General features: G+C 68.9%; 28 protein-coding genes. 7 read left to right on the top strand and 21 right to left on the bottom strand.

What is annotated here, in order from left to right:
* Positions 1-57: 57 nt before the first annotated feature.
* The 21 genes from ACFYY8_RS24880 to ACFYY8_RS24980 form a co-directional block, all read right to left on the bottom strand.
* The gene (locus tag ACFYY8_RS24880; RefSeq protein ID WP_390044756.1) at positions 58-786 is read right to left on the bottom strand and encodes a YggS family pyridoxal phosphate-dependent enzyme; all 729 of its coding nucleotides are present in this window, start codon (positions 784-786) and stop codon (positions 58-60) included.
* Complete coding sequence (locus tag ACFYY8_RS24885; RefSeq protein ID WP_390044758.1) at positions 783-1,790, bottom strand: DMT family transporter; 1,008 nt, start codon at positions 1,788-1,790, stop codon at positions 783-785. Before ACFYY8_RS24885 ends, ACFYY8_RS24880 begins: the two co-directional genes overlap by 4 nt.
* A gap of 48 nt (positions 1,791-1,838) precedes the next feature.
* The gene (locus ACFYY8_RS24890; protein ID WP_390044760.1) at positions 1,839-2,765 is read right to left on the bottom strand and encodes a hypothetical protein; all 927 of its coding nucleotides are present in this window, start codon (positions 2,763-2,765) and stop codon (positions 1,839-1,841) included.
* A 36-nt stretch (positions 2,766-2,801) separates the two neighbouring features.
* Positions 2,802-3,620: an SAM-dependent methyltransferase gene (locus ACFYY8_RS24895; RefSeq protein ID WP_390044762.1), complete on the bottom strand. Its 819-nt coding sequence runs from the start codon at positions 3,618-3,620 to the stop codon at positions 2,802-2,804.
* Entirely contained in the window at positions 3,617-4,540 is a 924-nt protein-coding gene (locus ACFYY8_RS24900; protein ID WP_390044764.1) for a hypothetical protein, read from the bottom strand. Before ACFYY8_RS24900 ends, ACFYY8_RS24895 begins: the two co-directional genes overlap by 4 nt.
* A complete protein-coding gene (locus ACFYY8_RS24905; protein WP_390044766.1) occupies positions 4,537-5,709 on the bottom strand; it encodes a diaminopimelate decarboxylase family protein in 1,173 nt (390 codons plus the stop codon). Before ACFYY8_RS24905 ends, ACFYY8_RS24900 begins: the two co-directional genes overlap by 4 nt.
* Before the next feature lie 439 nt (positions 5,710-6,148).
* Positions 6,149-6,802 carry an alpha-ketoglutarate-dependent dioxygenase AlkB family protein gene (locus tag ACFYY8_RS24910; RefSeq protein WP_390044768.1) on the bottom strand — a complete coding sequence of 218 codons (654 nt, stop codon included), beginning with the start codon at positions 6,800-6,802 and terminating at the stop codon, positions 6,149-6,151.
* The gene (locus tag ACFYY8_RS24915) at positions 6,799-7,248 is read right to left on the bottom strand and encodes a hypothetical protein (protein ID WP_390044770.1); all 450 of its coding nucleotides are present in this window, start codon (positions 7,246-7,248) and stop codon (positions 6,799-6,801) included. The genes ACFYY8_RS24910 and ACFYY8_RS24915 overlap by 4 nt, the downstream gene beginning before the upstream one ends.
* Complete coding sequence (locus ACFYY8_RS24920; RefSeq protein ID WP_390044772.1) at positions 7,245-7,964, bottom strand: 2OG-Fe(II) oxygenase; 720 nt, start codon at positions 7,962-7,964, stop codon at positions 7,245-7,247. The genes ACFYY8_RS24915 and ACFYY8_RS24920 overlap by 4 nt, the downstream gene beginning before the upstream one ends.
* Positions 7,961-8,560, bottom strand: coding sequence for a methylated-DNA--[protein]-cysteine S-methyltransferase (locus ACFYY8_RS24925; protein WP_390044774.1), 600 nt, complete (start codon positions 8,558-8,560; stop codon positions 7,961-7,963). The genes ACFYY8_RS24920 and ACFYY8_RS24925 overlap by 4 nt, the downstream gene beginning before the upstream one ends.
* Positions 8,557-9,048: an RNA polymerase sigma factor gene (locus tag ACFYY8_RS24930; protein ID WP_390044776.1), complete on the bottom strand. Its 492-nt coding sequence runs from the start codon at positions 9,046-9,048 to the stop codon at positions 8,557-8,559. Before ACFYY8_RS24930 ends, ACFYY8_RS24925 begins: the two co-directional genes overlap by 4 nt.
* Positions 9,049-9,058: 10 nt before the next feature.
* Positions 9,059-9,565, bottom strand: coding sequence for a methylated-DNA--[protein]-cysteine S-methyltransferase (locus ACFYY8_RS24935; RefSeq protein ID WP_390044778.1), 507 nt, complete (start codon positions 9,563-9,565; stop codon positions 9,059-9,061).
* A gap of 63 nt (positions 9,566-9,628) precedes the next feature.
* Positions 9,629-10,834, bottom strand: coding sequence for a cytochrome P450 (locus ACFYY8_RS24940; RefSeq protein WP_390044780.1), 1,206 nt, complete (start codon positions 10,832-10,834; stop codon positions 9,629-9,631).
* A gap of 356 nt (positions 10,835-11,190) precedes the next feature.
* A complete protein-coding gene (locus ACFYY8_RS24945; RefSeq protein WP_390044782.1) occupies positions 11,191-11,952 on the bottom strand; it encodes an ABC transporter permease in 762 nt (253 codons plus the stop codon).
* A 9-nt stretch (positions 11,953-11,961) separates the two neighbouring features.
* Positions 11,962-12,726, bottom strand: coding sequence for an ABC transporter ATP-binding protein (locus ACFYY8_RS24950; RefSeq protein WP_390044784.1), 765 nt, complete (start codon positions 12,724-12,726; stop codon positions 11,962-11,964).
* Entirely contained in the window at positions 12,726-13,124 is a 399-nt protein-coding gene (locus tag ACFYY8_RS24955; RefSeq protein WP_390044786.1) for a DUF1048 domain-containing protein, read from the bottom strand. Before ACFYY8_RS24955 ends, ACFYY8_RS24950 begins: the two co-directional genes overlap by 1 nt.
* A gap of 2 nt (positions 13,125-13,126) precedes the next feature.
* A complete protein-coding gene (locus ACFYY8_RS24960; RefSeq protein WP_390044788.1) occupies positions 13,127-13,456 on the bottom strand; it encodes a PadR family transcriptional regulator in 330 nt (109 codons plus the stop codon).
* 97 nt (positions 13,457-13,553) lie between these two features.
* Positions 13,554-14,732 carry an FAD-dependent monooxygenase gene (locus ACFYY8_RS24965; RefSeq protein WP_390044790.1) on the bottom strand — a complete coding sequence of 393 codons (1,179 nt, stop codon included), beginning with the start codon at positions 14,730-14,732 and terminating at the stop codon, positions 13,554-13,556.
* Complete coding sequence (locus ACFYY8_RS24970; RefSeq protein ID WP_390044792.1) at positions 14,729-15,307, bottom strand: TetR/AcrR family transcriptional regulator; 579 nt, start codon at positions 15,305-15,307, stop codon at positions 14,729-14,731. The genes ACFYY8_RS24965 and ACFYY8_RS24970 overlap by 4 nt, the downstream gene beginning before the upstream one ends.
* Positions 15,308-15,656: 349 nt before the next feature.
* A complete protein-coding gene (locus tag ACFYY8_RS24975; RefSeq protein ID WP_390044794.1) occupies positions 15,657-16,220 on the bottom strand; it encodes a hypothetical protein in 564 nt (187 codons plus the stop codon).
* A 116-nt stretch (positions 16,221-16,336) separates the two neighbouring features.
* Positions 16,337-16,801 carry a MarR family winged helix-turn-helix transcriptional regulator gene (locus ACFYY8_RS24980; protein ID WP_390044796.1) on the bottom strand — a complete coding sequence of 155 codons (465 nt, stop codon included), beginning with the start codon at positions 16,799-16,801 and terminating at the stop codon, positions 16,337-16,339.
* Positions 16,802-16,867: 66 nt separating this feature from the next.
* On the opposite strand from ACFYY8_RS24980, the gene ACFYY8_RS24985 reads away from it, so the two are divergent.
* The 7 genes from ACFYY8_RS24985 (at position 16,868) to ACFYY8_RS25015 (ending at position 24,418) form a co-directional block, all read left to right on the top strand.
* Entirely contained in the window at positions 16,868-17,386 is a 519-nt protein-coding gene (locus ACFYY8_RS24985) for an SgcJ/EcaC family oxidoreductase (protein ID WP_390044798.1), read from the top strand.
* A gap of 414 nt (positions 17,387-17,800) precedes the next feature.
* A complete protein-coding gene (locus ACFYY8_RS24990; protein WP_390044800.1) occupies positions 17,801-19,051 on the top strand; it encodes a 6-phospho-beta-glucosidase in 1,251 nt (416 codons plus the stop codon).
* Positions 19,045-19,995 (top strand): N-acetylglucosamine kinase, encoded by a 951-nt coding sequence (locus tag ACFYY8_RS24995; RefSeq protein ID WP_390044802.1) that lies wholly within the window; start codon positions 19,045-19,047, stop codon positions 19,993-19,995. Before ACFYY8_RS24990 ends, ACFYY8_RS24995 begins: the two co-directional genes overlap by 7 nt.
* Before the next feature lie 85 nt (positions 19,996-20,080).
* Entirely contained in the window at positions 20,081-21,490 is a 1,410-nt protein-coding gene (gene ngcE / locus ACFYY8_RS25000) for an N-acetylglucosamine/diacetylchitobiose ABC transporter substrate-binding protein (RefSeq protein WP_390044804.1), read from the top strand.
* A 3-nt stretch (positions 21,491-21,493) separates the two neighbouring features.
* Entirely contained in the window at positions 21,494-22,399 is a 906-nt protein-coding gene (locus ACFYY8_RS25005) for a carbohydrate ABC transporter permease (protein ID WP_390044806.1), read from the top strand.
* A gap of 1 nt (position 22,400) precedes the next feature.
* A complete protein-coding gene (locus ACFYY8_RS25010) occupies positions 22,401-23,231 on the top strand; it encodes a carbohydrate ABC transporter permease (RefSeq protein ID WP_352014991.1) in 831 nt (276 codons plus the stop codon).
* Positions 23,231-24,418, top strand: coding sequence for an ROK family transcriptional regulator (locus ACFYY8_RS25015; RefSeq protein WP_390044810.1), 1,188 nt, complete (start codon positions 23,231-23,233; stop codon positions 24,416-24,418). Before ACFYY8_RS25010 ends, ACFYY8_RS25015 begins: the two co-directional genes overlap by 1 nt.
* The last annotated feature ends 1 nt before the right edge of the window (position 24,419 follow it).

Consider the following 24,419-nt stretch of genomic DNA (forward strand, 5'->3'; position numbering starts at 1 on the left):
CGTCCACAGGAACGCCGCCGGACCGGGGTTCGAGGGCCGCGCGGGTGTGACTCCCCGTCAGCTACGGGCCCCCAGGATGGCCCTGCCTATCCGCACCAGGGTGGCGCCCTCCTCGACGGCGATCTCGAAGTCGTTGGACATGCCCATCGACAGCTCACGCCAGTCGTGGTCCGGCACGTGCTCGCGCAGCGCGTCCCTGATGCGGGCGAGCGTCCGGAAGCAGGGACGGACCTGTTCCGGGTCGTCCACCAGGGGGGCGACCGTCATGAGGCCGCACGGCACCAGGTTGGGCAGCGCCGCGATCTCACGGACGACCCCGAGGAACCGTTCCCACCTCTCCCCGTCGCCGGGGCCTCGGAGGTCGAAACCGGACTTGCTCGCCTCGTCGGCGACGTTGACCTGGAGCAGGATCCGCATCGGGCCCCGCTCGGGATCGTCAGCGAGGACCCGGTCGAGACGCCGGGCGAGTTTCAGGGTGTCGACGGAGTGGACGACGTCGAACATCCGCACCGCCTGGGCCGCCTTGTTGGACTGCAGGGACCCGATGAGATGCCAGCGCCAGGGGTCGTGACCCAGTTCGTCGATCTTGGTGGAGGCCTCCTGGATCCGGTTCTCCCCGAGATCGGTCACGCCGGTGCCGTACAGGTGGGCGACGGTCGTGGCCGGATGGGTCTTGGTGACCGCGATGACGGTCACCTCGTCGCCGTTCCGGCCGGATTTCTCGGCCGCGACGGTCACCCTGTCCCGGATCGCGGCCAGCCTGACAAGCAGTTCTTCGGAGTTCAACGGTCTTTCCCATCGTTGAGGTGGCCGACGGGCTCGCGGACGGCCTGACGCATCGACCGCCGGATGCCGATCAGGACACCGATGATGACGACGGCGATGCCCACGACCTCGACGGGCGGCGGCAGACGGCGTTCGGCGAGGAAGACGTAGGTGAGCCCGGAGATCGTCTCGAAGACGATGAGCTGTCCGGAGACCGAGACCGGGAGCTGGTGGGAGGCCCTGTTCCACAGCAGGGTGCCGACCCAGGAGACCATGATGCCCAGGATGAGGCTGCCCGCTATCAGCCAGGCCACCGAGTCCCCCGCTCCACCGGTGCCGGGGGCGGGAGAGGCGGAGGCGCCGAGCAGCAGCAGGGGGCTGGCCAGCAGCGCCATGACGAGGGTCACCACGCCGATGAGGGTGGACCACCGCCCCGAGGACATCTCCGGATGGGTCTTGAGGAAGGCCGCGTTGGCGACGCCGTACCAGGTCCACATCAGCAGGGCGAGGAGGGCGCAGCCGGCGCCGGCGAGCTGGGCGACCGGCGACCGGTCTCCGGTGGCCGACCAGCCTGCCTCGGTGAGGTTGACGAGGATGAGCCCGGCGGCGATGAGGGCGATGGGCAGGGCGAGGCGGCCGAAGGGGAACTCCTTCTGCCGCCAGTTGCCGTAGAGGGCGACGGTGACCGGGAGGGTACCGATGATCACGGTGACGACGGGGGCTCCGACCAGGGCGACGCCCTGGACGACGAAGAAGTAGTAGCCGACGTTGCCGGTGAAGGCGAACAGGACGGCCATGAGCCAGACGTCTCTTCCGAGACCACGGAGCCGGGTCCTGGTGACCGCGAGGATCAGCAGCGACAGGATGCCGTAGCTGACGTATCTGCCGAGCGTGATGACCACGGGGTCGAAGGCGCTGAGCAGGACGGGGACCAGGAACGCGAGGCCCCAGATGAGGTTGGCGGTGATCCCCGTCGCGACAGCGGCCGTGGTGCCGGCGAGCGAGGACCTACCGGGAACTGCCATCGGGTCTCATCTCTCCATCGCGTCGTCTGTGCGGAAAGTCGGAAGTGATCACGAAACTACATTGATCGGCTTCCGGTCCGTGGCCACTGTGCCGGAGTCGGCCAGCGCCTCGCGCAGCCGCCGCTCCAGCGCGAACATGTGGCGGTGGGTGACGGCGTCGTAGACGGTGGACGCCTTCGGGTCCACCTTCGCCATGGCCGCCGCCACCCGCTCCTCCGTCACACCCGCGGGATCGACGGTGTCCCCGGCGACGACGAACCCCCACGGCACTCCGTAGGAGGGCACCGAGATGGCGTACGGCGTCGCGTACCGGAAGACCGATCCCAGGGTCCGCAGGGTGCCGGCGAAGAAGTCCGCGGCGAGGAAGTGCGCGGGCCCCGCCTGCGTCGCGAAGAGCCCTCCGGGGCGCAGGACACCTCTGACCTCGGCGTAGAACTCCGCCGTGAAGAGCCGTTCGGTCGCCGACCCCTCCGTGGCGTCGGGAAGGTCGGCGACCACCAGGTCGAAGCCGTCGCCCGCCTCGCGGATCTCACGGATCTCACGGACGAGGGCCCGGGGGTCCCCGAACACGACGCGGCACCGGGGGTCGCGGTCGGCCCCCCGGTGCATGTGGGGAAGCATCGACCTGGTGATCTCGTACAGCTCGCCGTCGACGTCGAGCTGGACCACCTGCCGGAGGTCGGGCAGGGCGCACAGCCGGTGCAGGACACCGCCGTTCGCACCGCCGAAGACCAGCACGCGTTCCACCCGGTCACTCATCGCGTAGGCGGGGTACAGCAGCGCCTCGTGGTAGTGGGCCTCGTCCCCCGCGGTCGACTGGACCCGCCCGTCGAGCAGGAGGGCGGGGCCGTACGTCCCGAGCTCGACGATCGCGAACTCCTGGACCGGGGTACGGCCGGCGCGGTGAACGGTCACGACGTCGTGGACGTGCCGCTCGTACGCGGTGATGGGTTCGACAACCTGTCCGGCCGACATGGGATTCCCCTGTTGTGTTCGCGAAGGTGTGGACGGTCAGCGGGCGGTGGCGACGACGAGGGCGTAGCCGAGCTTTCCCGCCTTGGTGACGGCGTTCTCGTAGTCGGCCAGCCGGGTGCTCGTCTCGAAGTACTCCTCCGAGGTCAGGGCGACGATCCGGTCGCGGAGGCGGTGCCGTACGGTGACCGACCTGTCCTGCCAGTCGCGGAAGGTCTCGGTCAGGTCGAGGCACTCCGTCACCGCGAAGCCCGCGTCGGTGAGGAGGTCGGCGTACTCGCCGGTCGAGTAGACGCTCGGGCAGGCCCACTCCGTGGTCAGCGAGTGCCACTCCCGTTCGTCCAGCTCCCCCGTGCGGACCCGTTCGAGGAAGGCGAGCGAGCCGCCGGGCCGCAGGAGCTCACGGCAGCGGGTGAAGAGCCTGGCGGCGTCGAAGTGGCAGAACGCGCCGGTTCCGTAGGCTCCGTCGAAGGGCCCGTCGAACTCCTGCTCGTAGACGTTTCCGTGCACGAGCCGGATCTCCTCCTGCTGACCCGTCGCGGTGATCCGGTCTCTCGCCTTCTCCAGCGGGCTTCCCGCCACGTCGATGCCGGTGATCCTCCAGCGGAACTCCCCCGCGAGGAAGCTCGCGACGGCGGCGGTGCCGCAGCCGATGTCGAGCACCGCCGCGTCCGGCGGGAGTTTCATGGCCGAGCCCATCAGCCGGAGTTCGGTCGCGCTGTTGTCGCTGAACTGGCCGATGTACTCGCCCTGCCCGTAGACCTCCGGGTAGATGAGGTCGTGGACGAGGTTGTTGCCCGGCATCTCCTCGTCGTAGAGCTGGGCGACGGCGGTGAAGTTCTCGTTCTCGGTCTTCATGTCCGGGCACTCCCGTCGACGAGAAGCTGGATCGGCTGTTCGAGGTCGACGGTGGCCACGGCCTCGCGCACGTCCTTCGGCACGTGGAACATGTGGTGGTGGGTGATCCCGTCGTAGAGGCGGAGGGTGCCGGTCATCCGCTCCGCGAGGTGGCGGTCGATCTCGGCGGGCCCGGCACCCAGCGGGTCGAGCGGCAGGTTGGAGCCGATGACCGTCATCCAGACCGTCCCGTACGACTGCGGATGCGTGACGTAGCGGTAGGCGTGCGGGAAGACCCGCTCGACCACGGCGCCGATCCGCGCGGCCATCTCCGACGAGCGGGGGCCGACCGAGCCGCACCACGAGACGTAGAGGCCGCGTTCGCTGAGTCTGGACCGCATCAGGCCGACGCTCCGCGCCGAGAACACCTCGGAGGCGGGGCTGCCGGGCAGCGGTTCGCTCAGGTCGTTGACGATGAGGTCGAACCGGCCGGGCTCGTCGTCGAGGTACTCCAGCACGTCCGCGATCTGGAGCCGGGCCCGGGGGTCCGACCAGTGCTCGGTGCCGACGTGGGGCAGGTGGTCGCGGGCCACGTCGATGACCGAGGTGTCGATCTCCACCTGGACCACCTCGCCGACCCCGGGGTATCTCAGCAGTTCGCGCACGACACCGCCGGGCCCCGCCCCGATGCACAGCGCCCGCTCGCAGGAGCCCCCCAGCAGGAACATGGCCGGGTGGACCATGCTCTCGCTGTAGATGTACTCGTCCGCGGCGACGTGCTGAATCCGTCCGTCGAGGAAAAGGCCCCGGCCGTAGCTCTCGGTCTCAAGCACCTGGATGTGCTGGAAGGCGCTCCTGGTGGAGTAGACCTCCGCGACGATCCGGTGGCGGTGAGCCTCGCCCGGGGCGATCTCCTCGAACGACCAGCGTCCGTCGGTCAACGGTCGCTCCCGATCAGTTGCTCACGGGACCGGATGAGCGTGGGCTCGCCGTCCTTGTCGAGCAGCACCTCACACGGTTCGGTCTGACCGAGGAACTGCGTGATCATCGAGTAGCAGTAGCTTCCCGCCTGGTCGAAGACCAGGACGTCCCCGGGCTCCAGCGCGGGCAGGTGGATGCCCTTGGCCAGGAAGTCGCGGGAGTACGTCGTCGATCCCACGACGTCGACCGGCTTCTCAAGCACGGATCCGCTCTTGCCCAGGACGTCCACGTTGTGGAACTCGTTGTAGAACATCGACCGCGGCAACAGGGTCGCGCTGGCGTCGCAGCAGACCAGGAAGCGGTCCGGCCTTTCCTTCACGTCGAGCACGGACGTGCAGAAAACAGCGGTGTCCCCGAAGAGGGAGCGTCCGGGCTCAAGAATGAGCTTTATCGGACGGCCGCGCTCCTTCGAGTAGGCGTTGAAAACATCGCTGATGCTCTTGTCGTACTCGGCGTAGTCGAAATCGATGGCGTCGTCGCCCCTGACCGGGAAGCCGCCGCCCAGGTCCACGTATTCGAGGTCGGCGAAGTGGTTCGAGAGTTCGAGGGTGCGCTTGACCCCCTGCATCATGGTCGACAGGGAGACAATGTTCGTACCAAGGTAGACATGCGTTCCGACAATGGTGATGTCGTACTCCTTGGCCGTGGCCATGACCTTCTCGAATTCACTTTCGAGGACGCCGATACGGCTCTCGGCGCCGATAAAGACGTTGTCGAGGGAGTTCTCGTCGATGTTCAGCCGGATACCGCAGCGTCCGCCCGGGTTCACCTCGCCGAAAAGCCGCAGCTGGCCGATCGAGTCCAGGTTGACGGCCACCCCGTGCTCGACGATGAACGCCAGGTCCTCGCGCCGCACCCCCGTCGAGGTGTAGATGATCTCGCTGGGGCTGAAACCGCAGTTCAGAGCCAGCTTCATGTGCTTCAGGGAGTTGACGAAGATGCCCAGGCCCCGCTGTCTGACCAGTTCGAGGAGCCGGGGGTTGTTGTTGGCCATGGAGGCGAAGTGAACCGCCTTCTCCGGGTACGCCAGGCCGGTGAACCGGCTGACGTTCCTGTCGATCAGGTTCTCGTCGTACACATAGCACGGTGTGCCGAATTCGGAGACAACGGAGGTCAGGCGGTCACGCATGAGAATTCTCCCTCTTAGAACACGGATACCGGGATGACGAAGGGGAGTGCCGTGGCTTTCCGCCCGCAGCGGGGCGGCGCGACCCGGCCGTGACTATTTGGCGGCTCGCGTAACTTGACCGTAACTATTACTAATCGAGCAAGAAGGGGGAGTCAAGGCCCCTCTTTCAGGTTTCACATAACTTCGCATCGGCGCAGGTCACGCGCCGCCGGGCGATGTTCCCCGACACGACCAGGCGTTCGGCGAAGTTCCCCTATCTCGCTCGTGAAGTTTTCACACCCAATGAGTGAAGTTCACACATTCCATATGGGGCCGCGCCCGCGAACGCCCTCCCCGATCAACGAAAGGATAAATCCCTACTTGAAAAGAAGAAAACGCCCGCCGTGCGCCATTGCCGAAATTCAAAGAGGACAGGGGAGCTTATTTGTTTTCGGACACGTCACCCGTCGAGGCCGGTGACGCGCATGGTGATGTTGATCCTGCCCCTGTCCAGCCCGCATCCCTCCGGCGCCGTGCCCGGGTGAACACGGGTGACGCCGTGGTAGGCCAGCCGGGAGGCGCCCCCGAAGACGAACAGGTCACCGGAGCCGAGCAGCAGATCGGTGTACGGCCTGCCCCGGTTCTCCGTGTTGCCGAACCGGAACGTGCACGCGTCGCCGACGGAGAGCGAGACGACGGGAGCGAGGGACCGCTCGTCTTTGTCCTGGTGCATTCCCATACGGGCGTTGTCGTCGTAATGGTTGACGAGGGCCGTGTCGGGCGCGTAACCCGCGGCCTCCTCTTCCGGGTACCCGGCTTCGCGGAGCGCGCGCCTGCCGAGCCTCCCCATCCAGTCGGGGAAGGGCAGCACGCGGGCGCCGTTGACGTCCGTCGCCTCTCGCGTGTACCGGTAGGGCTGCCAGTGCCAGCCGAGACAGACCGTGCGTACCGACATCTCGTGGCCACGGACCTTCGCGGCGCGGATCGGAACCGGCCCCCGCGCCCACGACCGGAACCGCCGGACGATCCACGCCTGCTGGTCGAGTGTCAGCCAGCCGGGCACCAACCTCGCGCCCGGCCCCAGCTCAGGAACAGAGGGAACGAACGGGATCACCGTACGATTTTTCCTGCTTCGACGAACCATGATGCCCCTAGGGCGTCCGCACCGGCGAGACCGTCGAGGTCGTCCGCACCGGCGAGTTCCAGGACCGCGCGATCACCGATGTCCGAGGTGACGAGAGTGCGTTCCGGCCGCCACCGGGTTGAGCGCAGCAGCCTCCGGACCATCCGCGCCCACCCGGCCGGGGGGCCTGTCATGATCCAGAGGTCCACGTCCGTTTCCGCGAAGCGCCTCGCGTGGCGCAGCCACGACGCGGCCGTCTCCGGCCACGCGACCGTCTCGACGACCTCTCCGCCGGTTTCCTCCCAGAGGGACGCGAACGCGTCGGCGAACGCGACCGCCTCCGGCGTCCTGCCGCCGCCGATCGCCACCCACCTCCCTCTCCGGGCGTGGGCGAGATCACGCAGGGCGACGAGCTCCTGCCGCGTCACGGCGCTCACGCGGCGTCGTGGAAGACGAGGGCCAGGGTGTGGCGCAGGCCGGAGCGGACGGCGGACACACCATGACGGACCGGTGCCGCCGACCATCCTCGGCTCGACCGGACGGGACGGTCTCGGGTGGTGAAGAGGTAGCCGTGTCCGTGCGGCAGGAGCGTCGCCGTCCCCCGTGACTGCGCGCGGGGACGCTGTTCCATCAGCAGGAACTCGCCTCCCGTGTGGTCGACGCCGGGCCGGTTGAGGTTGATCACGACCTGTAGGGGGAAGACGAGGTCGCCGTAGAGATCGCGGTGCAGCGCGTTCCAGTCCTTCTCGCGGTATCGCAGCAGGATCGCCGTCGACTTGGTCTGCCCGGCCTCGTGACACATCGCGAGCCATTCGTCGAGCGTGTCGGGCCACGGCGCGGGGCGGCCGAGTTTGGCCCACCAGTCACGCGCGATGGGCAGCAGCCGCGGGTAGAGCGCCTGCTTCAAGCGCTCGATCGGTTCCGGGTACGGCGCCGCGAAGTACCGGTACCGCCCCTCGCCGAAGCGGTACCGGCCCATGTCGATCGTGCTACGGAACAGGTCGTCCCGGTCGAACATCTCGCAGAACCCGGCGGCCTCCTCCGGGGTGAGGAGTCGCGGCAGCAGGGCTCCGCCGTACTCGTCGATCTCGGCCGTGACGGCGGCCCAGTCGGCGGCGTCGACGCGCTCGCGCCACGGATCGACCCGCGTCATGCCGCGGCCTCCAGGTTCAGCAGGGTGGTCTTGGCGTCGAGACCGCCGATGTAGCCGCCGAGGGAGCCGTCGGTGCGGAGCACCCGGTGGCAGGGGACGACGACGGGGAGGGGGTTGGTCGCGCAGGCGGTGCCGACGGCGCGGACGGCCTTGGGACTGCCGACGAGTTCGGCGACCTGCCGGTAGCTGAGGGTCCGCCCGTAGCCGATCTCCGGCAGATGCCTCTGCACGAGCTGCCGGAACCCACGCGACAACGACAGGTCCAGGGGCAGGTCGAACGTCCTCCTGCGGCGGCCGAAGTACTCGTCGATCTCCCGCGCGGCGGCCTCAAGCCGCTGGGGGGCGTGCAGGACGCGGGGGCTGAGTCTGCTCGCCAGCGTCTCCAGCACCCGGTCGTGGTCCTCGTTCTGGTAGGCCACCCGGACGAGACCCTTCGGGGTCGCCGCGAGCAACAGCCTCCCGACCGGGGAGTCGACGACGGTGTAGGCGACGTCCACGAGCCCTTCGGTCACCGCCTCACGCGCGAGCCGGGCGTGCAGCCGTGCCATCGTCTCGGGGTCGACGGGCGCCGACAGCACGCCAAGGATGTCGTTCATGAGGATGCTCCTTTCGCGTGAGCGCCCGGGTAGCTCTTCCTGAGGGTGTTCAGCCCGTCGGCCGCGGCTCTGCGCGCCGCGTCGGCGGTGCCGCCGAGGATGGCCGCGATCTCCGCGTGCGACATCCCGGCGAGGTACCGGTAGGTGATGGCCTGGCGCTGCTTGTCCGGCAGCTTCACCACCGCGTCCCACAGATCCATGGCGTCACCGCCGGGGACACCGAGATCGCTCGGCGTCTCGGGAAGATCTCCGACGGCGACCGCGTTCCGCTTCGCGGCCCGGTGGACGTCGATCGCCTTGCGCCGCGCGATGGTGACGAGCCAGGCCTCCACGTTCGCCGTCTCCGGCAGGTCGGGATAGGCGCGCAGGGCCGACAGGAAGGTCTCCGACCACGCGTCGTCGGCGTCGTGCACGCCCAGGAGGGCGCGGCAGACGCGCAGCACGGTCACCCCGTGCCGCGCGACCACCTTCTCGAACGGCTGTTTCATCTCGATCCCATCAGAACAGGCGTCCCGCTCTGACCTGGGCGGGCTCCTCCAGCTCCAGCAGGGCCTGCTTGCGCCTCAGTCCCCCGGCGTACCCGGTGAGGTTCCCGTTCGCACCGAGCACGCGGTGGCAGGGCACGAGAACGCACAGCGGGTTCGCGCCGACCGCCTGGCCGACGCGGTACGCCAGGCCACGGTCGCCGAGTCGCTCCGCGACACGGCCGTAGGTCGTCGTCTCACCGTACGGGATCTCGTTCAGGACGCTCCACACCGCCTGCTGGAACGCGTCCCCGTCCGCCCGCAGCGGCAGGGCGAACCCCTGCCTGCGACCGGCGAGGTAGTCCCCCACCTGTGCGGCGGCCTCGATGAGCAGGGCGTCACCGGTGGCCACGGCGCCGAACGTCTCCTGCGCCGGACGGCGGGTGTGGTGCTGAAAGTACAGGCCGGTGACCGCGTCACCCTCGGCGACGATCGTGACCGGCCCCAGGGTGGTGTCCACCACGGTGTGTCGCGTGTTCATACCGGCTCCTTTCGCTCTCTACCCTGCAGACGTCCGGGGTGCCCCGAACGTGAGACGGCGGTTCTACGACCAGGTGACCGGGAGGCTCTTCACCCCGTAGACGTCCGCGATCTCCGAGCGCAGGGCGACCTCCTCCGCCGGTACGGCCAGGCGCAGTGCGGGGAAGCGGTTGAGCAGGGCGGGGAAGGCGACACGCATCTCGACACGGGCGAGCTGCTGGCCCAGGCACTGGTGGATGCCGTGGCTGAAGGCCAGGTGCCCGCCGTCCTGCCGCCGGAGGTCCAGCCTGTGGGGGTCGGGGAAACGCTCGGGGTCACGGTTGGCGGTGTTGAGGCTCAGGATGACCATGGTGCCCGCCGTGATGGTGTGGCCGCCCACCTCGACGTCCTCAAGGGCGACCCGGTAGAACTGCTTGATGACGCTGAGGTAACGCAGCAGCTCCTCGACGGCCTGGTCGACGAGCGTGGGATCGGCGCGCAGCGCGGCCAGCTGCTCCGGGTTCTGCAGCAGCGCGAAGGTGCCGAGCGCCAGCATGTTCGCGGTGGTGTCGAAGCCGGCCGACAGCAGGATCAGGGCCATCCCCTTCAGCTCCTCGTCGGTCAGGTCGCCGTCGAGGAGGTCGCTGAGCACGTCGTCGGTGGGGTTGGCACGCTTGGCGGCCACCAGTTCCGCGAGGTACCGCTGGACCGCGAGGTAGGACGCGAGCAGTTGCTCGTCGTCGGCCTCTCCGCTGAGGAAGTTGTCGATGTGCTCCTGGAAGAAGTCCCGGTCCTCGTACGGCACGCCGAGGAGCTCGCAGATCACGATGGCGGGGACGGGCTTGGCGAACGCGGTCACCAGGTCGGCCGTCGTCCCGGCCTGTTCCATGGCGTCCAGGTGGTCGGCGGTGATCTGCTCGACGCGCTCGGTGAGCTGACGCATCCGCCGTACGGTGAACTTGCCCACCAGCGGCTTGCGGTAGCGGCCGTGCAGGGGCTCGTCCATGAGGATGAACTCGCCGGGCGCCGCCGGGGGGACCTCGACGTCGCCGTAGTCGATCAGCGGGTGGTGGGCCATGAGCTCCTTGCGGGAGCTGAAGCGCGTGTCGCCCAGGATGGACCGGGCCAGGTCGTAGCCGGTGACCAGCCAGCCCTGGTGCCCGTCGGCGAAGGTGAGGCGGCTGATGGGGCTCTGCTCGCGGGCCTCGGTCAGCTCCTTGGGCGGGTCGAACGGGCAGCCGGCCTGACGCGCGGCCGGCATCGTCGTGACGGTGTGCAGGGACTCGGACATGATCTTTCCTTCCAGGGGTGCGGTGCGATTCCAGGGGTGCGGTGCGATTCGGGCGTGTGGTGCGATTCAGGGGTGTGGTGCGAGAAAGGGCGTGCTCTGCCCGGCCGGTGGCGGCCTGGCGCACAACGTCGAGGGAGATATCGGCATCCGGCGGAGTCATCGACGCCTTCTGCGGGGGGCCGTTCGTCACTCACACGGGCAGGGATCCTGCTCCGGGGGACCTGTTCACAGCCTGGTGTTCGTCTCGCGCGAATCTTCCGAGGTTCTCTGGCCGGCGGCGCGAGACGCGCCGGGGAGGTGCTGTTTCCCGCTCAGGGGAACCGCGTCGCGGCCCTCCTTCCTGTCGTGGACACGACCTAGGCGATCTTGCGGCGGTAGGTGTTCATCGCGAAGAGGTAGGCCACGGCGAGAATGCCCACGCACCAGCCCAGGGCGGTCCAGATGTCCGTGCCGACCGGCTGCTCGGTGAACAGGGCGCGGATGGCGTTGACGATGGAGGTCACCGGCTGGTGTTCGGCGAAGAAGCGCAGCGGGCCGGGCATGGTGGCGGTGGGGACGAAGGCCGAGCTGAGGAAGGGCAGAAAGATCAGCGGATAGGAGAAGGCGCTGGCGCCCTCCACGGTCTTCGCGGACAGTCCGGGGATGACGGCGATCCAGGTCAGGGCCAGGGTGAACAGGATGAGGATCCCGGCGACGGCGAGCCAGGCCGTCACGGGGGCGCTGGAGCGGAACCCCATGGCCAGGGCGACGAGTATGACGATGGCCAGGGAGATGATGTTGGCGGCCAGGGAGGTCAGCACGTGCGCCCACAGGACGGACGACCGGGCGGTGGGCATGGACTGGAAGCGTTCGAAGATGCCGCTCTTGAGGTCCATGAAGATCCGGAAGGCGGTGTAGGCGATGCCCGAGGCGACCGTGATGAGCAGGATGCCGGGCAGCAGGTAGTTGACGTAGGAGTCGGTGCCGGTCTTGATCGCGCCGCCGAACACGTAGACGAACATGATCATCATGGCGACCGGCATGATCGCGGTGGTGATGATGGTGTCCACGCTCCGGGTGACGTGGCGCAGGGATCGTCCCAGCAGAACGGCGGTGTCGCCGAGGAAGTGCCTGGTCATGGGGGGTTCCTAGGTGTTCGTGCCAACGAGGGTGAGGAAGATCTCCTCCAGGGTCGGCTGCTTCTCCACGTATTCGACCTTGGCGGGCGGCAGCAGCCGCTTGAGGTCGGCGAGGGTGCCGTCGACGATGATGCGGCCCTGGTGGAGGATCGCGATCCGGTCGGCGAGGTGTTCGGCCTCGTCGAGGTACTGGGTGGTGAGCAGGACCGTGGTGCCCTGGGCGGTGAGGTCCCTGACGGTCTGCCAGACCTCCAGGCGGGCCTGGGGGTCCAGGCCGGTGGTGGGCTCGTCGAGGAAGATGATCGGCGGGTCACCGATCAGGCTCATCGCGATGTCGAGGCGGCGGCGCATGCCGCCGGAGTAGGTGGCCGCCCTGCGTCCCGCGGCGTCGGTCAGGGAGAAGCGGCGCAGCAGGTCGTCGGCGACCTGGGCGGGGTTGGCGAGGTGGCGCAGGCGGGCGACCAGCATGAGGTTCTCCCGGCCGGTGAGGATCTCGTCGACCGCGGCGAACTGCCCGGTCAGGCTGATCGACTCGCGGACGTTCGCCGCCTGGGTGGTGACGTCGAAGCCGTTGACGCGGACGACTCCGGCGTCGGGCTTGAGCAGGGTGGACATGATCCTCACGGCGGTGGTCTTGCCCGCGCCGTTGGAGCCGAGCAGCGCGAAGACGCTGCCCCGCGCCACCTCGAAGTCCACGCCGCGCAGGACGTGCAGGTCCTTGTAGGACTTCCGCAGGTCCCGCACCTGGATGGCGGGGGTTTGTTGGGTCCTCATCAGACGGTCCCCTCCTCACCCGCGGCGCGGGCGATGGCGTCGGTGAAACGGTCGCGCTCGCGGGCCCGGTACTGCCCGGCCGGGTAGTTCTGGATGAAGGCCTCGACGAACTCCACGGGGTCGTCGCCGAAGACATCGCGGATCGGGGTTCCGTCCGACACGCTCTGTTCGAACAGGTCGGCCAGGTCCTCGTACATCTCCATCGCGCCCGCGCCGTCGACCGGGCCGAAGTGCATGAGGTAACGCTCCAGCGCCTCGACCGCGACGCGGTAGTTCTCGGGAAGCTGCTTGATCCGTGCCTTGTACTGCCGGTAGCGCTTCTTCTCGTCCAGCGACCCGGTGACGACCTCCAGGTACTTCAGGTAGCGGCTCTTCGACTCGTCCGGTTCTTTGGTCATGTCTAGTTGCTCCCTTCGCGGAGTTGTTCGAGCCTTTCGGCGAGGAAGGCCCAGGTTCTCCAGAACTCCTCCAGGTACTCCCGCCCCTGGGCGTTCAGGGAGTACACCTTGCGGGGCGGCCCCTTCTCCGAGGGGACCTTCGCCACATCGACCAGGCCGCGTTGTTCGATCCTGACCAGCAGTGCGTAGATGGTGCCCTCGGCGATGTCGGAGAAGCCCTGTTCACGCAGCCATGCTGTGATCTCGTAGCCGTAGGCGGCCCGGGTGGAGAGGATCGCCAGGACGATGCCCTCCAGTGTTCCCTTGAGCATCTCCGTGGCCTGTTTTCCCATGGAGTGCCCCCCTTTCAGCTACTTGGTGCTGCTAGCTACTGGTAGAAAGTAACACTGACTACCGGTACTTAGCAACACCAAATAGCTCAGACCGTGGTCACCTCCGCGGACCGTCTCCGGCGCGGGTGACGATGAGCCCGTGTCCACCGGCGGTGAGCGAGTTGAGAAACAGCCGGTCGGCGCCCGGCAGGGAGGCCAGACGGAGCATCCAGTCGCGTGCGGTGATGCGCAGCCCGCTGGAGGGCGCCATCCACTGGATGAACCGGCGACCGAACGCCTGCACCTCCTCGATGGCCGGCCGTACCCGTCTCTGGTAGGCGGCCAGCGCGGCCGGGACACCACCCGCTCCGGCCGTCGCCAGTTCGTCGGCGAGCACCCACGCCCCGGCCATCGCCATGGACGCGCCGTGCCCGGCGAACAGGGAAACCGCCTGGCAGGCGTCCCCGAGCAGGGCCACCCGTCCGGTGCTCCAGTGCTCCATGTCGATCTGGGTCACCTGGTCGCAGTAGATCTCGGCGGGGTCCGGGCAGCGGGAGAGCGCCTCCGGCAGGATCCAGCCGAGATCGCCGTAGGTGTGCCGTAGCCACGCGGCCGGGTCTTCGGGCAGGGTGGGGTCGGGCTCTCGGCACAGGAACAGCAGCGCGAGCCGGTCTCCGCGCAGCGCGTAGGCACCGGCCATCCGCCCCGGCACGGTCAGCATCTGGTAGCGCGTGCCGATCTTCCCGCTGAGCGCCTCGTCGTCGACGACGTAGGCGGCGACCCGGTGGCCGAGGTAACGCACGAACCCGCTCTCGGCGCCGAAGGCCAGTTTTCTGACCTGGGAGTGCGCTCCGTCCGCGCCCACGAGGAGATCCACCTCACGCCGCGTGCCGTCGGTCAGCTCCACGGTGACGCCTTCGCCGTCCTGCTCGACGCCCGCGACGCTGGTGCCGTACGTCACCGGGGCGCGCACGCCGTCGTGCACGGCACGGATCAGGTCGGTGCGGAGCAGGCTCACCACCCGGTTGAAGGACTCGGGCATGACCAGGCGGCTGGTCCGCCGCCCGACACGGTCGACGTAGCTGAGCTCGTTGACCGGGTATCGGGCCTCAAGCAGGCGAGGGGCCAGGCCCATCCGCTCGGCCACCTCGTATCCCGGTCCGTAGAAGTCGATCATGTATCCGCCGTCCCGGAGGGCGGGGGCGCGTTCGACCACCTCGACCTGCCACCCCACGCGCTCCAGGTGCCAGGCCAGGGTGAGCCCGGCGATTCCCGCGCCGCAGATGAGCGCCCTCATCGCCCCTCGCCCCCCTCGTGCCCGTCCGCCCGCAGCATGGCCCGCAGGGGGCCGGCGAGCGCGGCGACGTCCATGGCGGGATCGAGACTGTGGTGCAGCACCAGGCCGTCCAGGGTCGCCGCGAGCAGGACGGCGGCGGCCTCGGCGTCACCGGTGTGGCCGCGGGCGCGCAGCCAGGTGACCACACACGCGCGGAAGTCGTCGATCATGTCGTGGAGCCGGGCGCGGAGCTCGGGAAGCCTGCCGGAGGCCAGGTGCGTCTCCACGATCAACAGCGAGGCGGGGTCCGTGCCGGTGTAACCGGACAGTTCGCCCAGCAGCCAGTCGAGGCCGCTCTCGATGTCCGGCTGTTCGGCCAGCCGGTGCGCGACCTCACCGAACAACGCGCCGGCGAACGTGGTCGAGGCCTCGACCAGCAGGTCCGTCACCGACGCGAAGTGGTAGTGCACCACGCCGGGGGCCACCCCGGCGCGCTCGGCGACCATCCGCGTGGTGACGCCGCCCCAACCGACCTCACCGATCAACGCCACCGCCGCGTCGAACAGCCGCTGCCTGGTCGCCCGACCTCGTTCCACCGATTTCTCCACCGTCTCCCACTCCTCTGGACATATGCCTTGGACAATCGACTTGGACAGTTGCCCAAAAATAACACGACCCTTCGCCGCCCGCGCGATCGCCATGACGCCAGGGAACCCGGGCCGCGTACGGCCCGGGTTCCGTCACTTCCGGCCCGGCCCCACCCGGCCCTCCGCGGGGCCGGTGGCCGGAAAGCCTCGATCGCGTCGCCGTACGGGCGTTCCCCGACGGCTGCGCGCCGAGCACCGCGACGACAACGGCCCGCCTCCTCGCTCACGCGTGTAATGCGCTGCGGAAAATCAGGAAGCGGGCCGTTTCACCCTCCTCAGGAGGGGAGTCCTGCGGGTCCTACTCGTTCACGGGCACGAACTGCCAGCGCTGGGTGTCGGACCCGTTCGCGCCGCGCAGCGCCACATCGCCTCGTGGAACCACCGGGGGCTCGACGTTCCACAGCAGGTCCTCGTTGGGCGCCTTGACGACGAAGGTGCCGTGGCCCGCCGGTTCCACGGACCAGGTGGTCGGCTGGCGGTCGGTGATGACCGGCTCTCCCTCCTCCGACCGTGACACCGAGGCGTAGACGTTGGAGTGACGGACAAGACTCAGGCCGACGTTCTTGATCGTGAATCCGCCCTGGACCCGGGTGATCTCCCACAGCTCGAACGGCCCCGGGTTCTCCCGGGTGCTGGAGACGAAGACCGGGGCGCCCTCGTTGTAGGCCCGCAGTGAACTGTGGGAGGCCGTGTTGACGATCCGGTAGGTGTTCGCGGCGGCGGCCAGGGGCTGGGTGCCGTCCGCGGTGGCGTTGGCGGTGGCGCCCAGGCTGCTCATCGCCCAGGAGCCGAGCAACAGCATCGCGGCCACCGCCATCCTTGCGAGGCCACGCCCGCCACGGGTCCGGTAGGTCCTTCCCATGCCACTCCCTCTCTGTAGTCGATCAACTTCGGAGGGTGACATCGTTCCAACAACGAAGGTCCGATCACAACGGGCCCTCCGGAACAGAGGGCTGATCCCTCACGGGCAGACATGACTCACCGGAAGGTGAGGGCCCCGACCCGGGCGGTCTGATCCTCCTGGGCCCTTCTGGCGGTACGCAGGAAATCGAGGATGACGGCCAGCTGGTCCGGCTCGTACTCCCCCAGCGCCCGGGCGCCCGCCCGGCCGACCGGAACGAAGATCTCAGCCTCGGCCGAGCGGGCGGCGTCGGTCGCGGAGACCAGGACCCGACGGCGGTTCTCCGGATCCGTGGAGCGGGTCACCATTCCGGCGCGCTCCAGCCGGTCGATGACCGTGGTGGTGGCCGCCGGGCTGAGCTTCAGCGCGAGACTGAGCGCGCCCGCGGGCACCGGGCCTTCGGCGAGCACCACGTCGAGGCAGCGCAGGTCGGTGCGGTTGAGACGAAGCCGGGCGGCAGCCGCCTCGTCGAAGGCGTCGAAGCTCTGCTGCAGCCGCCGTAGCTCCGTCGCGATCTCTCCAATGACATCTCGTTTCGACATTCGAAGCTTTCTGATATCGTACATTTCGTTCGTCGAAATGACGATATCACGTACGGAGGAACCCCCATGCGCTCGACCATCCTCACCGGCACCGCCTCCAGCCCGCGAACCGACGACACCGCCCGGATCGAGAGGCTCTTCGCCGACTTCCTCGCGGCCTGGACGGCGGGCGACGCCCAGGCGTTCGGCGCGCTGTTCACCGACGACTCCGACTACGTCTCCTACGACGGGACCGTCGCCCGCGGCCGCCGGGCCCACCAGCACAACCATGACAAGCTCTTCCGCGGCGTCCTGGCCGGTTCCGCGCTGGTCGGCGACCTGGAGTCGATCCGCTACCTCACCCCGGACGTGGCGGTCGTGCACGGTACGGCCTCCGTCCTGATGCCGTGGCGGTCCACCCTCCCCAGGCGGCGGCTGTCGCGGCAGACCGTCGTCGTGGTGCGGACGGAAACCGGCTGGAGAATCGGCGCCATTCACAACGGCCGTGTCCGCCCCATCGCCGTTCCCGAGCCCGACGCGTTTCCCTCAAGGATGTCCCGGCTGATGTCGCGTTTCGCACGCCGATTCGGCATCGGCCGGAGCTGAACTCGCGCAACGATCGTGTTTCCGCCGGTCAGAGCAATTAGCGCGGAGCCGTCGGCGAACACGCGCCGAGTGCTGGAAAACTCGGATGAACTCCGGGGAAAGCCCGGAGAAGGCCTGAAAGATCCTGGAGAGGGCTCGGTGGAGACGCCCTCGGCGGGATTCTCTCGATTTTCGATCACGCCCTCATTCCGCGGGCGGAAAAGGACGGACCGGCTTTCTCCCGCGGTGTGACCGCCCGAACGTGGACCATCGGCCCCGCGGCGCGGCGACCCGGGGATGTGGATCACCGGCCGGCGGCATCGACCCCCCGGAAGCCGATGTCGTGTATTGACTGGATGCTCCCCTTCTTTCTAGATTTGTCCAAAAGTTAGGAAAGTTTCCTAACCTATGGACAGGAAGATCGGAAGGACGCCAGTGAAACTCGCCGTTGTCGGAGGCGGTTCGACCTACACGCCGGAGCTGATCGACGGGTTCGCCCGCCTGCGTGACGAGCTCCCGCTGACCGAGATCGCACTCGTCGACCCCGACGCCTCCCGCCTTGAGCTGGTCGCGGGGGTCTCCCGCCGCATGCTCGCCCGGGCCGGGCACCCCGCCGAGGTCGTCGCCACCTCCGACGTCCAGCGGGGCGTCGAGGGCGCGCAGGCCGTACTCTTCCAGCTCAGGGTGGGCGGCCAGGCGGCGCGCGACGTCGACGAGACGTTCCCGCTGGCGTGCGGCTGCGTCGGGCAGGAGACCACCGGCGCCGGAGGCCTGGCCAAGGCCCTGCGCACGGTACCGGTCGTACGCGACCTGGCGGCCAAGGTCAGGGAGTACGCCCCCGAGGCCTGGATCGTCGACTTCACCAACCCCGTCGGCATCGTGACAAGGGCACTGCTGGACGACGGGCATCGCGCGATCGGGCTGTGCAACGTGGCGATCGGCTTCCAGCGCCGCTTCGCCGCCCACCTCGGCCTGGCCCCCGAGCGGGTCCAGCTCGGCCACGTCGGGCTCAACCACCTGACCTGGGAACGCGCCGTCCACGTGGACGGCGAGAACGTGCTGCCCAGGCTGATCGCCGAGCACGGGCAGGCCATCGCCGACGACCTGCGCCTGCCGCTGGAGCTCATCGAACGTCTCCAGGTCGTGCCCTCCTACTACCTGCGCTACTTCTACGCCCACGACCTGGTGGTCGAGGAGCAGCGGACCCGGCCCTCCCGGGCCTCGGAGGTCGCGGCGCTTGAGGAGCAGCTGCTCAGGCTCTACGCCGACCCCTCCGTCGACACCAAGCCCGAGCAGCTGGCCAAGCGCGGCGGGGCCTTCTACTCCGAGGCGGCCGTGGCGCTCATCGCCTCACTGCTCGGCGACCGTGGCGACGTGCAGGTGGTCAACACCCGCAACAACGGCACGCTGCCCTTCCTGTCCGACGACGCGGTCATCGAGGTGCCCGCGAAGGTCACCGCGGCGGGAGCCGTACCGTTGCCGGTCGAGCCGGTCGAGCCGCTCTACGCGGGCCTGATCGCGGGCGTCTCCGCCTACGAGGAACTGGCCCTGCAGGCGGCGCTGTACGGCGGGGCGGACCGGGTGCGCAACGCGCTTCTCGCGCACCCGCTGGTCGGGCAGGAGGCGATCGCCGCAGAGCTGACCGGGCTGCTGCTGGAGAAGAACAGCGGGTACCTGTCGTGGTGAACGTGCTGGCCGTCGACGGCGGCAACAGCAAGACCGATGTGGTGCTGCTGAACGAGCTCGGCGAGATCCTCGCCCGTGGCCGGGGCGGCCCCTTCGCGCCGCAGAGCGAGGGGGTCGGACCCGCGACCGACGTCATCGAGAACGTGGTACGGCAGGCGATCGGGTTCACCGGCCGGGCCGACCACCTGGTCACCTTCCTGGCCGGGGTGGACCTGCCCGAGGAGGAGCGGGCGATCGAGGCCGAGATCTCGGGACGCGCGCTGGCCAGGGACGTCGTGGTGCGCAACGACACCTTCGCCCTCCTGCGGTCGGGGGCGTCCGGCCCGTGGGGGGTCGCGGTGGTCTGCGGCGCGGGGATCAACGCGGTCGGCGTCGCGCCGTCGGGGCGCGTCGCCCGATTCCTGTCCCTGGGGGCGATCAGCGGCGACTGGGGCGGCGGCCTCGGCCTGTCGTCGGAGACGCTCTGGCACGCGGCCCGCGCCGAGGACGGCAGGGGTGCCCCGACCAGGCTCGCCGAGCTGGTCAGGTCGCACTTCGGCGCGGACACGGTCGAGCGGGTGGTGATCGACCTGCACCTCGGCGTCCTGGAGCGGGAACGGCTGCTTGAACTGACGCCGGGGCTGTTCAGGGTGGCCGCGGACGGCGACGAGATCGCCCGCGGGCTGGTCTCGCGGCTGGCCGACGAGATCGCCACGATGGCCCAGGTCTGCCTCACCCGGCTCGACCTGCTCGGCACCCCGACCGAGGTGGTCCTGGGCGGGGGCGTGCTGCGTGCCCGCGATCCGCTGCTCACCGCGCTGCTCGACGAACGGTTCGCGGCCCGCATGCCGCTGGCAGAGCGGGTCGTCGCCGAACTGCCGCCCATAGTGGGCGCGGCGTTGAGCGCCCTGGACCACATCGGCGCAGGTGAGGACGCGAAAGCCCGATTGCTTGGGCGGTTCTGAACTCTTGACGGGTTGAGGAGAGGCGACCTATAGTCGGCCGCTAACCGTCTGGAAGGTATCCGGACGGTTAGCGCCAGGAGGAAGCATGTCCCTCAGCCGCCGCGAAGTTCTGCGCGGGCTCGGTCTCGCCGCGCTCGCCACCCCTCTCGCCGCCTGCGCGACCACCGGTCGCGAAGCCGCCACCAGCCCCACCGCCTCCGCCGCCGCGACCTCAACGAACAACCCGCTCGGCGTGGACGCCACCCGGCGCCTCGAAGTCGTCATCTTCAGCGGTGGCAACGGCGACAAGTACGCCGTGGACCTGCACGAGGCCGCCTACCGCAAGGCCTACCCGAAGGCCGAGATCAAGCACGTCGCCACGCAGAAGGTCGGCACCCAGCTGCGCCCCCGCTTCATCGCCGGTGACGTGCCCGACGTGGTCAACAACTCGGGCCCCGAGGCGCTCGACCTGCAGTCGCTGGTCCAGGAGGGACACCTGGCCGACCTCACCCCGCTCTTCGAGGCCCCCTCCCTGGCCTTCCCCGACAAGAAGGTCAAGGACACCCTCGTCGGCGGCGCCTACGAGAACTCGCTGATCGACGGCGTGCCGAGGGTCCTGCAGTACACCGTGGCCCACCGCGCCCTCTGGTACAACGCCAAACTCTTCGAGGCCAAGGGCTGGAACGTTCCCAAGACCTGGGCGGAGTTCAACGCCCTCGGCGAGGAGGCGAAGAAGGCCGGGATCACCCTGTTCGCCTACCCCGGCCAGGTCGGACCGTTCTACCAGCTGTGGAACCTCGTCTACAGCGCCGCCAAGGTCGGCGGCAACAAGGTCATCATCGACATCGACAACCTGGCCGACGGCGCCTGGACCGCCGAGCCGGTCCGGCAGGCCGTCGCCGCCTGGGCGCAGATCCAGAAGGACTACGGCGACAAGGCCTACTTCGGTCTCGACCACACCCAGACCCAGATCAAGCACCTGCAGGACAAGGTCCTGTTCTACCCGTGCGGCTCCTGGCTGGAGAACGAGATGGCCAAGGACAAGCCGGACACCTTCGAGTACGCCATCGCCCCGGTGCCGAGCATCACCGCCGCGGACGCCCTGCCGTACGAGGCGATCATGATCGGGGTCTCCGAGGCCTTCTTCGTCGCGGCCAAGGGCAAGAACCCGCAGGGCGGCCTGGACTACCTGCGCATGATGCTCTCCAGGGAGGGCGCGCGCGGCTACACCGAGATGACCAAGAACCTCACCATCGTCAACGGCCTGGTGGACGGTCTGCAGCTCACCTCGGCGGTCAACAGCGCCGCCAAGGCCCAGGAGGCCGCCGGGAAGAACACCATCACCGACGCCCGCTTCGAGACCTGGTACAAGGAGCTGTTCGACCACGGCCAGACCCAGACCAACTCGGTCATGGCCGGTCGCGTCACCGCCGACCAGTTCTGCGAGAACATGCAGAAGAAGGCCGACGAGCTCAAGGCCGACTCCTCCATCGCCAAGCAGAACCGGACCGTCTGACCTATGAGGCGGCACGGCTTCGTCGCGGGATTCCTGCTCCTTCCCGTCGTTCTCTACGGCGTCTTCGTCATCAGCCCGTACGTGCAGGCGTTCCAGATCGCGCTGACCGACTGGCGGGGGGTCTCGGCCAAGCTCAACTTCGTCGGGCTGGACAACTTCCGGCGGATGTTCGGCAACGAGACCTTCTGGCAGGCGATCCGCAACCACGCGGTCCTGCTCGTCGCCATGCCGCTGGTCACGGTTCTCCTCGCGCTGCTGTTCGCCTACCTGCTGAACGTGGCGGGTGGCTCACGCGGCGGCACGATGACCGGGGTCAAGGGCTCCGGTTTCTACCGGGTCGTCTTCTTCCTGCCGCAGGTGCTCGCGGTGGCGGTGGTCGGCGTGCTGTTCAAGGCCGTCTACCGCCCCGACGCCAGCGGCGTGGTCAACGGCGCCCTCGTCAAGCTGGGCATGGAACCGATCGGGTGGCTGACCGACCAGCGACTCGCGCTCTGGTCGATCATCGCCGTCATGGTCTGGCAGGCGGTCGGTTTCTACGTCGTCCTCTTCTCGGCGGGGATGGCCGCCATCCCGAAGGACGTCTTCGAGGCGGCCTCCCTGGACGGCGCGAGCCGTACCCGGTTGTTCTTCTCCATCACCCTGCCGCTGCTCTGGGACACCGTCCAGGTCGGCTGGATCTATCTCGGGATCGCGGCCTTCGACGGCTTCGCCCTGGTCAACGTGCTCTCCATCGAGCAGGGCGGGCCCGACGGCGCGACCACGGTGCTGGCCACGGAGATCTACAAGAACGCCTTCGGCTACTCGCGGTTCGGCTACGCCTCGGCGCTCGGTGTGGCGCTGTTCTTCCTGACCCTCACCTTCGCCGCACTGACGATGCGGGTCACCAGGCGCGAGAGGATCGTCTACTGACATGGGCCGCAAACTCTTCGGAGGTCTTTCGCAGGCCATCCTCGCGGTGTGGGCCCTGCTCATCATCGCTCCGCTGATCTGGACGCTGCTGGCCTCCTTCAAGAGCAACGGCGAGATCTTCGGCGACGCCCTCCAGCTGCCGGGCGAGCTGCGCTGGGACAACTGGGCGCGGGCCTGGGAGCGGGCCAACGTCGGCCGGTACCTGCTCAACACGGTGATCGTCGTCTTCTTCGGCGTCGCGGGCACCATGCTGCTCAGCTCCATGGCCGCCTACGTGCTGGCGAGGTTCAAGTTCCCCGGCAACCGGCTGATCTACTTCCTGTTCGTGTCAGGCATGGCCTTCCCGGTCTTCCTCGCCCTGGTGCCGCTGTTCTTCGTGGTCGACGGGCTCGGGCTGCTCAACACGCACGTCGGGCTGGTCCTGGTCTACATCGCCTACTCGCTGCCCTTCACGATCTTCTTCCTCACCTCCTTCTTCCGGGGGCTGCCCGACGCGGTCGCCGAGGCGGCGATGATCGACGGCGCCTCCTACACCCGGACCTTCTTCCAGGTCATGCTGCCGATGGCCAAGCCCGGGATGGTCAGCCTGACCATCTTCAACGTGCTCGGCCAGTGGAACCAGTACCTCCTACCCCTGGTGCTGCTTCCCGGAGACAAGAGCAACTGGGTCATCACCCAGGGCATCGCCGACATCTCCACCATCGCCGGATATGAGGCGGACTGGCCTGCCCTGTTCGCGGCGCTCAGCATGACCGTTCTGCCGGTGGTCGTGGCCTATATCGTCTTCCAGCGGCACATCCAGTCCGGGCTGACGTCAGGAGCAGTGAAGTAGTGTCCACCGGGAACCCCACCGTCTTCAGAACCCTCAACGAGCGGGCGGCCCTGGAGCTGCTGCTCCGGCACGGCTCCCTCACCCGCGCCGAGCTGGAGTTCCACACCGGGCTCTCCAAGGCCTCCGCCGCCGAGGTGCTGCGCCGCCTGGAGAACGGGCGCCTGGCGCGCAAGGCCGGCACCAAGCCCGGCAACGCGGGCCCCGCCGCCCAGCTCTGGGAGTTGAACGGCTCGGCCTCCTGGGTCGCGGGCCTGGACCTGACGGCACGCGCCGTCGAGGTGTCGGTCTCCGACCTCACGGGTGAGGTCCGGGGCGGCCACCAGGCCGAGGCCCCCGGCGAGGGCACCGACGCGGTGGCGTTCCTGACCGAAGCCGTGCAGGCCGCGGCCCACGACGCCGGGGTCACCCTCGACGACCTCGACCAGATCGTGCTGGGTGTCCCCGGCGTCGTCGAGGCCGGGGGCCACCGGCTGAGCCAGGCGGTGCAGCTGTCCGGCTGGTCGCACCTCGACGACCTCGGTGACCTGCGCGAACAGCTGGGCACCGAACGTTTCCGGCTGGAGAACGACGTCAACCTCGTCGCGATCCGCGAGCTTGAGGAGCACAAGGGCAGTAGCTTCGTCCTCTTCTGGGTGGGAAGCGGAGTCGGCGCCGGAGTCGTGCTCAACGACGTCCTGTGGCGCGGCGTCACCGGGCGCGGCGGCGAGGTCGGCTCGGTGACCGTGCCCGACCCGGTCAGCCGCGGGCGGCTCTACGGCCCCGACGGCGGCCCGCTCGGCGCGCTGCTCGGTACGGCCCCGCTCGCCGAACTGGCCGGAGCGCACGGGCTGGAGGTCGAACCCACCCTGCGCGCGGTCACCGAACTGCTCCGCGCCGAACCCCCCGCCGGGTTCCTCGACGACGTCGCCAAGCGGGTCGCGCTCGGCGTGACCGCGGCCGTCGGCGTGCTCGACCCCGGCTACGTCGTCCTCGGCGGCCCCATCTGCACGGCGGCCGGGGAACCGCTGCGCTCCCGTGTCGCCGAACTCCTGGTCCCCACCGGTCTGGCGCCCGTCACCGTCGCCGTCAGCCGCGTCAGCGGCAACGCCGTACTGGAAGGCGCCGTCCGTCACGCCCTCGACCTGGCTCGTCAGCAGGTCTTCCACGCCGGTACGGCAGGCCGTACCGGACCCGTCAACGAAAGCTGAG

This window comes from Streptosporangium sp. NPDC001559 (assembly GCF_042893955.1).
Taxonomy (GTDB): Bacteria; Actinomycetota; Actinomycetes; order Streptosporangiales; family Streptosporangiaceae; genus Streptosporangium.

What these genes read in the sequence shown, in the direction of transcription:
- ACFYY8_RS24885 (WP_390044758.1), bottom strand. Translation starts at nt 1,790, where the DNA reads ATGGCAGTTCCCGGTAGGTCCTCGCTCGCCGGCACCACGGCCGCTGTC.
- ACFYY8_RS24890 (WP_390044760.1), bottom strand. Translation starts at nt 2,765, where the DNA reads ATGTCGGCCGGACAGGTTGTCGAACCCATCACCGCGTACGAGCGGCAC.
- ACFYY8_RS24895 (WP_390044762.1), bottom strand. Translation starts at nt 3,620, where the DNA reads ATGAAGACCGAGAACGAGAACTTCACCGCCGTCGCCCAGCTCTACGAC.
- ACFYY8_RS24905 (WP_390044766.1), bottom strand. Translation starts at nt 5,709, where the DNA reads ATGCGTGACCGCCTGACCTCCGTTGTCTCCGAATTCGGCACACCGTGC.
- ACFYY8_RS24920 (WP_390044772.1), bottom strand. Translation starts at nt 7,964, where the DNA reads ATGACGCGGGTCGATCCGTGGCGCGAGCGCGTCGACGCCGCCGACTGG.
- ACFYY8_RS24925 (WP_390044774.1), bottom strand. Translation starts at nt 8,560, where the DNA reads ATGAACGACATCCTTGGCGTGCTGTCGGCGCCCGTCGACCCCGAGACG.
- ACFYY8_RS24930 (WP_390044776.1), bottom strand. Translation starts at nt 9,048, where the DNA reads ATGAAACAGCCGTTCGAGAAGGTGGTCGCGCGGCACGGGGTGACCGTG.
- ACFYY8_RS24935 (WP_390044778.1), bottom strand. Translation starts at nt 9,565, where the DNA reads ATGAACACGCGACACACCGTGGTGGACACCACCCTGGGGCCGGTCACG.
- ACFYY8_RS24940 (WP_390044780.1), bottom strand. Translation starts at nt 10,834, where the DNA reads ATGTCCGAGTCCCTGCACACCGTCACGACGATGCCGGCCGCGCGTCAG.
- ACFYY8_RS24945 (WP_390044782.1), bottom strand. Translation starts at nt 11,952, where the DNA reads ATGACCAGGCACTTCCTCGGCGACACCGCCGTTCTGCTGGGACGATCC.
- ACFYY8_RS24950 (WP_390044784.1), bottom strand. Translation starts at nt 12,726, where the DNA reads ATGAGGACCCAACAAACCCCCGCCATCCAGGTGCGGGACCTGCGGAAG.
- ACFYY8_RS24955 (WP_390044786.1), bottom strand. Translation starts at nt 13,124, where the DNA reads ATGACCAAAGAACCGGACGAGTCGAAGAGCCGCTACCTGAAGTACCTG.
- ACFYY8_RS24960 (WP_390044788.1), bottom strand. Translation starts at nt 13,456, where the DNA reads ATGGGAAAACAGGCCACGGAGATGCTCAAGGGAACACTGGAGGGCATC.
- ACFYY8_RS24965 (WP_390044790.1), bottom strand. Translation starts at nt 14,732, where the DNA reads ATGAGGGCGCTCATCTGCGGCGCGGGAATCGCCGGGCTCACCCTGGCC.
- ACFYY8_RS24975 (WP_390044794.1), bottom strand. Translation starts at nt 16,220, where the DNA reads ATGGGAAGGACCTACCGGACCCGTGGCGGGCGTGGCCTCGCAAGGATG.
- ACFYY8_RS24980 (WP_390044796.1), bottom strand. Translation starts at nt 16,801, where the DNA reads ATGTCGAAACGAGATGTCATTGGAGAGATCGCGACGGAGCTACGGCGG.
- ACFYY8_RS24985 (WP_390044798.1), top strand. Translation starts at nt 16,868, where the DNA reads ATGCGCTCGACCATCCTCACCGGCACCGCCTCCAGCCCGCGAACCGAC.
- ngcE (WP_390044804.1), top strand. Translation starts at nt 20,081, where the DNA reads ATGTCCCTCAGCCGCCGCGAAGTTCTGCGCGGGCTCGGTCTCGCCGCG.
- ACFYY8_RS25005 (WP_390044806.1), top strand. Translation starts at nt 21,494, where the DNA reads ATGAGGCGGCACGGCTTCGTCGCGGGATTCCTGCTCCTTCCCGTCGTT.
- ACFYY8_RS25010 (WP_352014991.1), top strand. Translation starts at nt 22,401, where the DNA reads ATGGGCCGCAAACTCTTCGGAGGTCTTTCGCAGGCCATCCTCGCGGTG.